At 62.1% G+C, this 12,141-nt stretch carries 11 protein-coding genes and 1 pseudogene; 6 read left to right on the forward strand and 6 right to left on the reverse strand.

Going from position 1 to position 12,141, the window contains the following annotated elements:
• Positions 1-121: 121 nt before the first annotated feature.
• Positions 122-955 carry a zeta toxin family protein gene (locus ACWA1U_RS08440; protein WP_463724880.1) on the forward strand — a complete coding sequence of 278 codons (834 nt, stop codon included), beginning with the start codon at positions 122-124 and terminating at the stop codon, positions 953-955.
• Positions 956-1,173: 218 nt separating this feature from the next.
• On the opposite strand, the gene ACWA1U_RS08445 is transcribed toward ACWA1U_RS08440, so the two are convergent.
• On the reverse strand, positions 1,174-1,776 hold the full coding sequence (locus tag ACWA1U_RS08445; protein WP_463724881.1) for a hypothetical protein: 603 nt from the start codon (positions 1,774-1,776) through the stop codon (positions 1,174-1,176).
• Positions 1,777-2,030: 254 nt separating this feature from the next.
• Between ACWA1U_RS08445 and ACWA1U_RS08450 the strand changes: the two genes are divergently transcribed.
• The 3 genes and pseudogenes from ACWA1U_RS08450 (at position 2,031) to ACWA1U_RS08460 (ending at position 5,020) form a co-directional block, all read left to right on the forward strand.
• Positions 2,031-2,618: a TetR/AcrR family transcriptional regulator gene (locus ACWA1U_RS08450; RefSeq protein ID WP_463724882.1), complete on the forward strand. Its 588-nt coding sequence runs from the start codon at positions 2,031-2,033 to the stop codon at positions 2,616-2,618.
• A 69-nt stretch (positions 2,619-2,687) separates the two neighbouring features.
• Positions 2,688-3,989 carry an MFS transporter gene (locus tag ACWA1U_RS08455; RefSeq protein ID WP_463724883.1) on the forward strand — a complete coding sequence of 434 codons (1,302 nt, stop codon included), beginning with the start codon at positions 2,688-2,690 and terminating at the stop codon, positions 3,987-3,989.
• Between the two features lie 37 nt (positions 3,990-4,026).
• Positions 4,027-5,020, forward strand: a pseudogene (locus tag ACWA1U_RS08460) (IS481 family transposase).
• Here ACWA1U_RS08460 and ACWA1U_RS08465 read toward each other — a convergent pair.
• Positions 5,017-5,553, reverse strand: a complete 537-nt coding sequence (locus ACWA1U_RS08465; protein WP_463724884.1) for a GNAT family N-acetyltransferase — start codon at positions 5,551-5,553, stop codon at positions 5,017-5,019. The pseudogene ACWA1U_RS08460 and the gene ACWA1U_RS08465 overlap by 4 nt on opposite strands.
• A gap of 119 nt (positions 5,554-5,672) precedes the next feature.
• A complete protein-coding gene (locus tag ACWA1U_RS08470) occupies positions 5,673-6,254 on the reverse strand; it encodes a CGNR zinc finger domain-containing protein (protein ID WP_463724979.1) in 582 nt (193 codons plus the stop codon).
• A 98-nt stretch (positions 6,255-6,352) separates the two neighbouring features.
• Between ACWA1U_RS08470 and ACWA1U_RS08475 the strand changes: the two genes are divergently transcribed.
• The gene (locus ACWA1U_RS08475) at positions 6,353-7,579 is read left to right on the forward strand and encodes an MFS transporter (protein WP_463724885.1); all 1,227 of its coding nucleotides are present in this window, start codon (positions 6,353-6,355) and stop codon (positions 7,577-7,579) included.
• Between the two features lie 212 nt (positions 7,580-7,791).
• Here the strand turns inward: ACWA1U_RS08475 and ACWA1U_RS08480 are convergent, their stop codons facing one another.
• The 3 genes from ACWA1U_RS08480 to ACWA1U_RS08490 form a co-directional block, all read right to left on the reverse strand.
• Positions 7,792-8,355 carry a recombinase family protein gene (locus ACWA1U_RS08480; protein WP_463724886.1) on the reverse strand — a complete coding sequence of 188 codons (564 nt, stop codon included), beginning with the start codon at positions 8,353-8,355 and terminating at the stop codon, positions 7,792-7,794.
• Between the two features lie 153 nt (positions 8,356-8,508).
• The gene (locus tag ACWA1U_RS08485; protein WP_463724887.1) at positions 8,509-9,738 is read right to left on the reverse strand and encodes a globin domain-containing protein; all 1,230 of its coding nucleotides are present in this window, start codon (positions 9,736-9,738) and stop codon (positions 8,509-8,511) included.
• A 74-nt stretch (positions 9,739-9,812) separates the two neighbouring features.
• On the reverse strand, positions 9,813-11,069 hold the full coding sequence (locus tag ACWA1U_RS08490; RefSeq protein WP_463724888.1) for a YbfB/YjiJ family MFS transporter: 1,257 nt from the start codon (positions 11,067-11,069) through the stop codon (positions 9,813-9,815).
• Between the two features lie 130 nt (positions 11,070-11,199).
• On the opposite strand from ACWA1U_RS08490, the gene ACWA1U_RS08495 reads away from it, so the two are divergent.
• A complete protein-coding gene (locus tag ACWA1U_RS08495; RefSeq protein ID WP_463724889.1) occupies positions 11,200-12,051 on the forward strand; it encodes a LysR family transcriptional regulator in 852 nt (283 codons plus the stop codon).
• Positions 12,052-12,141 lie beyond the last annotated feature (90 nt).

The raw sequence follows: 12,141 nt of genomic DNA on the forward strand, positions 1-12,141 counted from the left end.
CAGTGAAAATTCGTCCATGCGGAATCCTCAGTGGTTCAACACACGTCGTGGTGCTTTCACCGCGGCGCGTAGGGACCTCCACTCCCGGATACTTCAAAACCATCGGGATACTTTTCCTCACGTGCGCGAGGACAAGCGAGCTATCGTGCTGGCAGGTCCGCCCGGAGCGGGAAAATCTACTGCCCAGGACAAGCTCATTAGCGGGACGGGAACCGAAGCGGCGCACTGGCTGCCCCTGAATGCCGACGACTTCAAGGACGCGTTGCTTACCGAAGCGCTGATTGACGGTAGCTATGAGAATTTCCTGAAACCGGACTCCGTGAAGGAAATGGAAGCCGTAGGGGAGAAGTTTTACCCGAGAGAGCTCGCTGCCTTGGTTCATGAGGAATCATCGTTGCTGGCTAAATCGGCCCGCAGTGCGGCTATCGGCCGTGGAGAGAACATCATCGTGGATGGGACCCTCGCCACCCAAGGCAGTGCTCGAGCGCTAATGGATGAGCTGTCCGCAGCTGGATACACCGTCATGATCGCTGACGTGGAAACGTCCCTGGCAATAAGTCAGGCCCGCATCAAACAGCGATGGAGGGACGGCTATCTAGCGGCAGAGAACGGCGCAGCCAAGGCAGAAGGTGTCACCCTGGGTGGGCGATGGGTTCCACCGTCATTCCCCGCCTCGCTCTTTCAAGGCAATCAGGTTCAGTCCGATTGCCAGCAGAACGCACGCACCGTTGCCGAGGAATATGGGTGCGTTCGTGAATATCAGCTCTACAAGGTTTCAGACGTGCGATCAGCACCCCAGCTGATTAGCCACGAAGGTAGACCCACCTCGCAGTCAGCACTGATCGATTATGAGACCTACAAAGCGGTCATCACCGCAGTGCGGTCCTTTCCCCCGAAGACCCAAGCGCGACAACCCGGCCGCACACCAGGCGTAGAGAACGAACGCGGAAGATGACAGAGACAGCAGTACCGATAACTTAGGCTCAGGCTTACCGATCGGTGCGAATCGCGATCAGCACTGACCCTTCAGGGATCAGCGCCTCCAGGGCCACGCGGACCTCACTGTAGGTAGCACCGCTAACACTGACTCTGCGGGTATCAAGGTCACTGCCGTCGCGTAAAGTTCCGGTTATTTCCACGCTAAAAACCCTATTTCAATATGGGGTCGTAACGTCACTTCTTGGGTGTGTAGGTCTTCTCTATGGAACCGATACTTTCCTGCCCCCGAACTTGCCAGCCCCACCAGTAGGTTCCTACATGTTTGCCTAGAAGGGGCGCTTCCTCGGTGAACGTTTTGAAGTGCCCACGGGACAAGTGACGCCGCCCAGCTCTTTCATCTGCCTGTCCGCCCTTACTTGTTGATTGGGGTTTTGTCCCATCAATGATCACTTCGTGGAATGCATCACCAGTTTTGGGTGAGCCAGCTCTGCCAGTACTGGCACGTTCCCTTAGGGTCACATTTCGGCAGTTCATCAACGCCATAGCGAAGAACACTCGGTTCATCACTTCGACAGCCAACCCAGATTCCGCATTTTGGCTGTCGTAGTTGGTGACCTCTACCTCTCCCCCCAGTGGCGACCGCCGCATTGACCGATAAGTAGCGAACTCTAGACCCGACAAGAATCCCTGTTCATCCAGCCGGAATCGTACTTCTTGGTCCAGCTTCACGGACACGCCGTCATTGTCGCGAAGATAGGCTTCGATCAAATACTCGCTGTCAGCACCCGTCCAGGGGTCGGGGCCAATGCTGGTCCTGGTCTTACTTTGGTGCACCATTGCCCCAATACGACGCGACTCAGAACTACTTGGCAGCCCGGTAGGAAGAGCAGCTTCAACCCAAAGTGAATCCCCTGCTGGTCTAGCGGGACCTATGTGCTCTACAAATGATCGTTTGTGAGAGCTTCTAATTTCTAGGTGTTGCGGGGCAGGAGGTTGGTGACGGTCCGCGAGGCGACTTGGACTCCGAAGTCGACGTTATGGACTCTGTGATCCAAAACGGTGTAGGGTCTCCTTTCATGGCGCGACCACGCATGTTTGATGAGGCCGCGGTGCTCGACGCGGCGGCGCGTGAGTTCCGGGTGCACGGCTTCGCCGAGACCTCGACCGAGCAGCTCTGCGAGGCGGCGGGCGTGCGACGCAGCAGCCTGTACAACGCGTTCGTCTCCAAGGACGAGCTGTTCGTGCGGGCCTTGGAGCACTATGTCGCGACGACCGGAGCGCGCCAGTCGACGATCCTCACTGACGACGCGCTAACGGGCGCTGAGAGGTTGCGCACCCTTGTCGACGTCGTCGTGGACGAGGAGCTGCAGGCGTCGAGCCGCAGCCATGCGGCCGGCTGCATGGTTGTGCAGAGTTTCATGAGTCCGGACCTGCGCGAGCGGGATGAGCGCGTGGCCCGGATCCTCGACCGTGACCTACGCGAGAGGCTCTCCCTTTTGTCCGGAGCGATCCGAGCAGGACAGATCGACGGGTCGATCGCCGACGCCGTGGACCCCGACGACGGGGCCGTGCTCGTCAGCACCGTCATCTACGGACTGCGCGTGACCGCGCAGACCGGCACCGACACCGACACGCTCCGACGGATCGCCTTGGCCGGAATGGACTCCCTCCTGAACTGACAGCGCCGCTACCCGGCGGCGCTTCTTCATGCCCATGTTTTGGATACTCAAGTACAGAAAGGGTCTCCTTTGACCACAGCACCAGCACCAGCACCAGCACCAGCCATCAAGAAGACCGTCCCGCCCGCGGTGTACGTCCTCTCCGCCGGGGTCTTCGCGATGGTGACTAGCGAGTTCACCGTCGCCGGCCTCATGCCCCAGCTCGCAGCAGGCCTCGGCACCGGGATCCCGCAGATCGGCTACCTCGTGACGATCTTCGCCGTCGCGATGGCCCTCGGCGGGCCACCGCTCACCTTCGCCCTGCTCAGGGTTCCGCCGAGGACCGCGCTCAAGCTCGTCTTCGCGATCTTCCTCGTCGGCAACGTCATCGCCGCGCTCGCGACCGGGTATCCGATGATGGTCCTCGCCCGAATCATCAGCGGGGCCGCCGCGCAGGCGTTCTTCGGCATCGCGGTTTCGATGGGCGTCAGACTTGTCGACGAGCAGGTGCGCGGACGCGCGGTCGCGGTCGTGATGAACGGGCTGATGCTGGGCACCCTGCTCGGACTACCGTTTGCGACCTTCGTCGGCAGCAGGTTCGGGTGGCAGTCCGCGTTCTGGGCGATCTCCGTGATCACACTGCTCGCTGCCGCCCTGACCCTCGCCGTGGTTCGCAACCCGGCCCCGCAGGCAGAGGAAGGCGTGGACGCCTCCGCGTCGACGGGTTCGGAGCTCGGGGTGCTCCGCCGACCTCAGTTCCTGCTCGCCCTCGCCTCCAGCACGCTGATCATCGGAGCGACGTTCTCGGCTTTCAGCTTCTTCACGCCGATCCTCACCGAGGTCACCGGGTTCTCCGAGGGCATCGTGCCCGTGCTCCTGCTCGTCTACGGCGCAGCGACCCTGCTGGGCAACGTCGTCGTAGGACGCCTGGCCGACCGGCACACCGTCTCGACGCTCCTCGTCGGCACCGGGCTGAACGCGCTCTTCCTGGCCGGGTTCGCACTCTTCACCGAGGCACCCCCGTTGGCGTTGGTGTTCATGCTGGGCATCGGCTTCGTCGGGGTCACGATGAATCCGGCGATGGCAGTGCGAATCCAGCGCGCCGGGAGCACGGCTCCCTTGGTGAACACCATCCACGGCTCGTTCATCACCCTCGGCGTCATCATCGGCTCAGCCGTCGGCTCGGCACTCATCCCGCAGTACGGTCTGCGTGCGCCGATCGTCCTCGGCATCGGTCTGGCGGTCCTGGCGATCGTCGCCATCCTTCCCGCCCTCGCCAGTCCGTACCTGCGCCGCGGCGCATCCGGCGACGCATCAGAAGCGGCATCGGACCAGTCGCAAATCCTGTCTGCCTTGACCGAAGACACTGAATCGAGCAGGAGACCGCTGTGATTTACGGGCTGGCAAACCGCTCCGGCGAGGTCAAGGCATGACCCATGCGAACGCGCCGCTCAGCCTTGAAGGACGACGATGTTTGGTCGAGCGATGCAAGAACCGGCCGATCGCACACGTGGCCGCCGAGATGGGAATCTCGCGGGCGTGCGCGTCGAAGTGGGTCAACCGATGGCGGCGTCACGGTGACGCCGGACTTCAAGACCGCTCATCGACTCCGCATCGGAGTCCTCACGCGACACCCGCATGGGGCATAGGGCACATCGAGACCTGGCGGCGCGAACACAAATGGTCGGCCCAACGCATCACCGACGAACTGGCCGACCTGGGCTACCGGATCAATGACTCGGCACTTGACCCGCCTCGGCCTTGGCCGACGCCGCTTCCTCGACCCTGAGGGTGACAGCAACCGCAAACCGGGCAAGATCACCGCCCGCTGGCCCGGGCACATGGTGCACCTGGATGTGAAGAAAGTCGGCAGGATCCCCGACGGCGGCGGATGGCGTGTCCATGGGCGTAACAGTGACCAAGCCAAGGCCGCCGGTCGCGCCAAGTCGGCTGGCGCACGGCGTGGGTACACCTACGTGCACTCCGCCATCGACGGGTTCTCCCGGCTGTCCTACACCGAGCCTCTACCAGATGAGAAAGGAGCCACCGCGGCAGCGTTCCTAGCCCGAGCCAAGCTCTGGTTCGCCGCCCACGGCATCACCCACATCCACCGTGTCGTGACCGACAACGGTGCGTGCTATCGCTCAGGTGACTTCGCCCGGATCGTGGGCAAGCAGTCCCGGCATCAGAAGACCAAGCCCTACACGCCTCGCCACAACGGCAAAGTGGAGCGCTATCAGCGGATCCTGGCCGAAGAACTGCTCTACGCCCGGGACTTCATCAGCGAGGACGCGCGCTCAGCTGCGATCGCGGTCTGGAACATCCACTACAACTACCACCGTCCACACTCGGGCGCAGGCGGCCAACCACCAGCATCTCGACTGCGGGAAGGCGTCACCAACGTCCAGCCCTCATACATCTAGGCGGCGACCTCGAAAATGACTTCTAACCCGTCTTCCTCATCCCACTGCTCTCCGACCGCTTGGAACCCGTAGTTCTCTATAAGAGTGCGGGATGCAATATTTTCGGGGCTGATGGTTGCCCGAACGGTTCGGACCTCCGGTTGGGCCTGGGCCACCGCAAGCAATATCTCAAGGGCTCGCCGCGCGTAACCTTTTTTTCTGTAGTCGGGATCAATCCTGTATCCGACCTCGACCATTCCATCGGCATTTGGTGCTCCGTGGAAACCTGCTAATCCGATAGGCGCGGCGATACCTGTGACACAGGCGAATCGGGTGATCCAAGGCATATCTGCCGCAGTATTTCGAACTTGAAGGCTCCTCATTCGCCAGAGACCAATGCACTCATCGCCCACTAGGTAGGGTGTCAAAAAGTATTCTTCTGGGAGAACCTCGTTCTGAGCCAAACTGTGCAGTACAGGTGTTGGAACAAGAATCAACGAGAGATCTGACGCCTCATGCTTTGGGTGCCGCCATGGCTGATTACTAGCGGTCATCCCAACAGCTTTCCATGTGGCGCCGCCCGCACTGTGTCTAACAAACCATCATTTCCGGTCACTCCATTACCTAGGCCCGCGCCTGGTGAACACCACCGGCAGCCAGTCGGCTGATCGTCTTATGTTCTGGCGGAGTTCGTTGGATGCGTTGCTGGCGTTTGTCTTGTCTGCTGGTAGTGCCGCTGGGCTTTGACTTGCCCCCCGCACATCGTCATCGAGCACCACTTCCGGGTGCCGTTGCGTGTCTTGTCGAGGAACAACCAGCCACATCGTGGGCATTGCCGGATTCGGTTGAGGGGTTTGGTGCGCAGAATCTCGACAGCATCATCGCTGAGTTCAGCAAGCAGGGCTTGTGGCGTGGGAAGGTGTGGCCACGTGCGGGAATATCCATGTGGTGAGGGAACTAGTTTGGAGTGATGAAGCCCGGCTGCTTGCCGGAGTACCAGCGAAGCAAGATCAGCCGGCACAGGAATTTCTGAGGTGGCCACGGCTTGGAACACCCGAAAGATCAGGTCGCGCAGTTCCCGGCCTTCGACCAAATCATCGTCCTCCGGCTGCGTTCGAAGTGTACGGCCTATGGATTCTGCCCAAAGGGAGAAATCCGCCACGTCGCTGAGGGCGTCGACCCGCGGCCGGTGTCGGTCATTGATGGAGTTGGCTAGCTCGAGGGCGACGCTGTTGGCCACATGTTCAAAGGTCATCACCTTGCCACTATCTCACCGGTCTAAAGCATTTGACAGGTCAAGACCTGTCCGACAAGCTCAACCGGTAAACAATTGTTTAATGGTGAGGCGGATCAATGGCTCCTTTCATACGGCTCTGGACTGCAGCTGGCTCGGCCAACCTTGCCGATGGTGTGATTCTGACTGCGCTTCCCTTGATGGCCGTAGTCCTGGGAGCGAGCACCTGGGAGGTTGCTTTGATCACGACAGCCGCCACCCTCGCGTGGCCACTGGTGGGCTTGGTGGCCGGGACGATTGTCGACCGCGCTCCCAAGCGGGCCCTGTTCGTAGCCGTCAACCTTTGCAGATCAGCCGCATTCGGTGTCATTGCCGCCGTTGCCCTGAATGGCAACCTGTCACCTTTGATCCTGATCATTGGCGCTGCCCTTTACGGATTGGCCGAGACACTAGCGGATACCGCCATCATCGCGACGCTGCCGCTGGTGGTCGAGCCTCATCGGCTTGTTCCGGCTAACGCGCGCCTTGAAGCGACGATCAACATTGCCAACCAGTTCATTGGACCGCCGTTGGCTGGGGCGCTTGTGGGCGCCGGATTGTGGGCCGCACCATCCCTTAGTGCGATGCTTTATCTGCTGGCAGCAGTGGTGGTCACCGGGATGGTCGTACGCACAGCAGACCAACTCACCCGTCCTGGACCGACCAACCCATCGCCAGCGGCTCATCGAGTTCGTGACGGTATGGTGTTTCTGTTCAAGCACGCTCAGCAGCGGAACCTGACGCTCCTGACTGCCGCGATGAGCTTGGTCTGGGGCGCATGGTCGGCCGTGTTTGTCGTGTATGCGGTAAACCCGGACCAACTTGGAGTCAGTCCTTTCGAATATGGGCTCATACTGTCAGGAATGGCGGTCGGCGGAGTAGTAGCAAGCGCAGCCGTCCGACCGTTAATAGAAAAACTCGGGGTTCCACTTGTTCTTCTCCTCGACACGGTGGGAACCGTCCTGTTGGTTGGCCCAGGCGCCTGGGGATGGCCTGTGTGGGCAGTGGCCATCGGCGTCATGGTGGCGGGGGCTGGTTCCAGCGTCTGGCGGATCATCGTCGCGACTGTCCGTCAGAAAACGACTCCGGCACCACTGATTGGCCGCGTTTACTCGGCATCAAGAGTAATTGGGTGGGGAGCTCTTCCCCTAGGTTCCAGTTTGGCCGGACTGGCAGCGGTGTCATTAGGGGTGCAAGCTGCACTGCATTTCGCGACCATCGTCGCGTTCGGCTGCATGCTGTTATTCCTTCTGGCCTGGAAGCGGGGCTCGCTGGGTGATCTCGAACAAGCCACAACCCAGAGCTAGGCAAATCAAGTCGTATCTCGCACTCATTCGCGGCCGTTATTGCATACGCAGCAGCAAGATACATCTGTGCTCTGGGAGGGTCGAAACGCGCGATGCCCAGCGACTCCAATCGCCAGTGACCGTAAACGATGGTGGTCTCAACCGGTCAACGCACCGCTGCTACTTCTCCTGCCAGCGTAAGCGGATTTTCCTCAGGAGAGGTGATTGCTGGCCTACGCTTCGGCGCCTTCGCCGAGGTGGCGGTAGATAGTGCCGCGGGAGACCCCGAACGTCTCGGCTATCTGCTGGACGGTGTAGGTCTTCTCGTCGTACATCGCCCGCGCCTGCCTGGCTTTCGTGGGTGTCATCTTGAACCGGCCTCCACCTTTGCGTCCGCGGGCTCGGGCTGCAGCGAGACCGTCTTTGGTGCGTTCGACGATGAGGTCGTGTTCGAACTCAGCGATCGCGGCGAGCATGTGGAAGAACAAGCGGCCGCCAGGGGTTGTCGTGTCGATGCCTTGGGAGAGTGCCTTAAAACCGACGCCCTGCTCTTCGAGGTCGTCGGCAACTTCCTTCAGGTTCCGTACCGACCGTCCGAGTCGATCGAGTTTTGTCACGACGAGACTGTCGCCGGCGCGCAAATAGTCGAGAGCGTCATCGAGTGCTGGCCGCTTGGCGAGAACTCCGGAAGCGTGCTCGATGAAGACCTTCTCGCAGCCGGCGGTCTCGAGCGCGTCGGTCTGGCCGTCGAGATTTTGCTCCCTGGTTGAGACGCGGGCGTATCCAACTAGTGCCATACCGGAAACTGTACCGTCAACGTACGTGACAGTACGTAGCTCTCGGACACGGCCTATGGAACACAACGCGCCGTCCTTCTCTCTCATTGACAGAGACGTTCCATGGACGGTCGTCCGTTGGACGCACTTCTGTAGGGCCTCGGAGTCTCGGACCTAGACGGGGGCGGCGAGCCAGAGGTCGGGTCCGAAAACTTCGTAGTGGACGTCGCGTGCGGGGGTGCCGGCGGCGATGAGGGTGGAGCGGATGGCTTGCATGAAGGGTAGTGGGCCGCACAGGTAGTACTGCGCGTATGTTGGTAGATCCAGGTTAGAGAGGTTGATGGGTCCGGTCCGCTCGGCGGGTGAATCTGGCCGACCCGGGTCGGCTTCGGTATACCAGGTGGTCAGGGTGCCATGCGGGAGTTGTTCGAGGTCGGTGTGGATCTGGGCCCGAAGTGCGAAGAGCTCGGGGTTTCTGGCGGCGTGCAGGACAGTCACTTGCCGCGAGGATCCCTTTCGGGCGAGGTGGGAGAGCATTCCGGCGATGGGTGTGATGCCGATGCCGGCACTGATGAGGATGACCGGCTGATCTGAATCGGCTAGGACGACATCGCCGAAGGGCTCGGACAGGATTAGCTCGTCACCAATTTTCGTAGTGTCGTGCAGGAGGTTGGATACCTCGCCGTCAGGGGTGTCGGAGTGGTGGACGCGTTTGACGGAGAACTGGCGGTGGTCGCCGTCGTCGGCCCGGGTGAGACTGTACTGGCGGGGCTGATGCGTGCCGTCCGGAAGGAGTGCTTGCAAGGTGACGTATTGTCCGGGCAGGGACGGCACAGCGCGCCGTCCCTCGATCTGATTGTCAGTGTTGGGAGCCCTGTCGACGACGAAGGTGACGACGTGCGGTGTTTCCTGGATCCGCTCGACGACGCGCCAGGGAGCCCAGACGGTGTTCGGGGTGACGCCGGCCGCGGCGTAGAGGGTACGTTCCAGGTTGATGAGGGCGTTGGCCATGAGCCAGTACACCTCGCCCCACGCCGCTGCGACCTCCGGGGTGACAGCGTCGCCGAGGACGTCGACGATCGCCCACATCAGGTGCTCGTGCACGACGTCGTACTGTGCCGGGCGCAGGCCGAGGGAGGCGTGCTTGTGCGAGATACGCCGCAGCAGATGATCGGGAAGCTGGTCGGGGGTGTGAATGAGGAAGTCGGCGAATTCGGCGACCGCGCCGGCGAGGGCCTGCTGCTGGCGTCCCTGCGCCTGGTTGCCGCGGTTGAACACTCCGTCGAGCAGTTCCGGCTGCGCAGCGAACATATGCTCGTAGAACCGGCGGCCGATGTCTTGGATGTGGGTTCCCACGACGGGAAGGGTCGCCTCGATGACGGGTCTGGAGGTATCGGACAGCATAGGGGTGGAGCTCCTTCGACGGCGGGCAGTCGCCCGTCGAGTTGGGTGGGAACGGTAGCTGGAGGTAGCTCGAGTCAGCTGATGGCGTTCAGGGCGTGACTTGTGGGGCGTGCGATGGACTGAGTGGTTGGTGTCCTGAGGCGGGTGAGGACGGCGGTAACCGCGGCGCAGGCGACGATGGCTGCGCCGAGGAGCAAGGCGGCCGAGTAGCCGCTGGTCAGTAGCGGTGCGGCGAGGAGGGGGCCTGCGACCTGGCCGATGCTGAACATGATCGTGAGGATCGACACGGCGTGGGGGACGCCGCTGGTGGTGCCGATGGTCATCGTCAGGGTGGTGATGCCCTGGAACGTCGCTCCGAAGCAGGCGCCGGCGATTAGCGCCGGTAGCGCCCCGGGAAGAACGGCGGGCAGGGCCATGCCGAGAGCTTGCATGGCCAGGGCGGAAGCGAGCAGGGTGGGCGCTGAGATTCGGTGGGACAGTGCCCCGTACAACGCTGAGGACCGGGCGGCAGCAAGACCGACGAGGATCCATGTGCTGTTCCCGACCCAGCCGGGCGAGCTGGCAGCAACAGCGGTGACGAGGAATGTACCGGCGATGATGTAACCGACACCCTCGAGGAAGTAGCTGACAACCAGCAGACTGAACCCTGGGACCACCCGATCCCGGAACCTCCTCCACAAGCCCTGTCGTCCCTGCCGTCGTTCCTGCCGCTGCTCCTTGGAATGGGCTTGACCTTCGTGCGCGGCGGCACTGTTCCGGGGGGTGGCGGGGTGGAGAGGCAGGAACCACGCCGGTCCGGCGAGGATCAGGGAGGCCAGGGCGACGACCCACCAGGCGTGCTGCCAGCTCCCAGTCGTGCCGAGGGCGAGAATCAGGACCCCGGACAGGGCTATCCCGACGCCGATGCCGCCGTAAATCGACCCAACGACATGCCTAGCCGCAGCACGGCAGTGGTACGCGGCACTGCTGGCGATCATGACGAACATCAGGGCGGACGCCGCGCCGGCCAGGAACCGCAGAACCAGCCAGAGGGGTTCGTTCGTGGTCAGGCTCATGCCCAGCAGTGAAACCACGATCACCACAAGGCTCGCCCGGTACAGGTTCCGCGAGGAGACCAGGCGGGGCAGGATCAGGGTGAGGACAGGCCCCACGAGGTAGCCGAGGTAGTTCGCGGTCGCCAAATGCGCGCCGCCCGCTGAGGACAGGTCGGCCTGGTCGATCATTAGAGGCAGGATCGGTGTGAACGCGAACCGGCCCAAACCCATCGCGACCGCAAAACCGGCGGCAGCCATCACCGCGATCCGCGGAACGCTGAGGCTTGTGATGCGCACTGTCCTGCTCATCCTTTTTGCTGGCGTAACGGGTCTTTTCGTCCCTTCTGGGACTGCCCTCGCCCATCACCGTAGTGCCAGGCCTAGAGGCTGAAAAATGCCGAACAACGGGCGTCTATGCTTGGGAAGCATGGACGTGGAATTGAGGCACCTCAGAGCGTTCGTGGTGGTAGCCGAAGAAGAATCCTTCACCTACGCCGCGTTGAGGTTACGGATCACCCAACCCGCCCTGTCCCGCACAGTGCAGCAACTGGAGTCCATCCTCGGGGTCCAGCTCATCCGTCGCACCTCGAAGAGCTTCGAGCTCACCGAGGCCGGGGTCTCGTTCCTCGACGATGCCACGTCGACATTGATGAGCCTTGACCGGGCGGTTGCCAACGCTCGGGGAAACACCACCATCACACTCGGTTTCAGCTGGCTGCTGCCAACCCCGTGGGCGCAGGACATGGCCCGGCACGTCCAGGAGAGGGCCGGCATCGCCGTATCCTTCACCCGGGTCGACGCACCGACCCAGCCCCTCATCCGAGGGGACGTCGACGCCGCCGTCCTACGCTCCCCGGTCCCCGCCGAGCTGCTCGACCGGGCCCGAACGGTGAAACTCTTCGACGAACCCCGAGTACTGGTGTGCTCGAAGCGATCCCCCCTGGCCGATGGGACACCTATCGCGTGGCAGGACGTACCTAAGCGGCCACTGGTCATCAACACGGTCAATGGCACCACAACGTCGGAGCTCTGGCCCGACATCATCTGCGACGTCGTCGAAACGCACAGCTACGACGAGTGGATCGAAACCGTCGCCTCCGACCGGGGAGTAGGAGTTGTCCCGGACATAGCGCGTAGCAAGGGAACCCACCCAGGCATCGTCTTTGTCCCCCTCATCGGCGCACCCCCGGTCACCGTGTGGCTCAGCATTGCCGACCATGTCCCTGCGCGCCTCACCCGGTCTATCCTCGACGCCGCCCGCTCCGCCCTCACCACCTAAACCCCGGACACCCGGCACCCAGCGTCTGAGACCGGTTGCCCGCCGACAAGGTTCACCGGATAACTATGTGCTGGGCGCATGGACCATGTG

The sequence above is a fragment of the Arthrobacter sp. TRD_SC_6 genome, assembly GCF_055361185.1.

Coding starts and splice junctions, on each gene's coding strand:
- ACWA1U_RS08485 (WP_463724887.1), bottom strand. CDS start 9,738: ATGCTGTCCGATACCTCCAGACCCGTCATCGAGGCGACCCTTCCCGTC.
- ACWA1U_RS08480 (WP_463724886.1), bottom strand. CDS start 8,355: ATGGCACTAGTTGGATACGCCCGCGTCTCAACCAGGGAGCAAAATCTC.
- ACWA1U_RS08495 (WP_463724889.1), top strand. CDS start 11,200: ATGGACGTGGAATTGAGGCACCTCAGAGCGTTCGTGGTGGTAGCCGAA.
- ACWA1U_RS08445 (WP_463724881.1), bottom strand. CDS start 1,776: ATGGTGCACCAAAGTAAGACCAGGACCAGCATTGGCCCCGACCCCTGG.
- ACWA1U_RS08450 (WP_463724882.1), top strand. CDS start 2,031: ATGTTTGATGAGGCCGCGGTGCTCGACGCGGCGGCGCGTGAGTTCCGG.
- ACWA1U_RS08465 (WP_463724884.1), bottom strand. CDS start 5,553: ATGACCGCTAGTAATCAGCCATGGCGGCACCCAAAGCATGAGGCGTCA.
- ACWA1U_RS08470 (WP_463724979.1), bottom strand. CDS start 6,254: ATGACCTTTGAACATGTGGCCAACAGCGTCGCCCTCGAGCTAGCCAAC.
- ACWA1U_RS08475 (WP_463724885.1), top strand. CDS start 6,353: ATGGCTCCTTTCATACGGCTCTGGACTGCAGCTGGCTCGGCCAACCTT.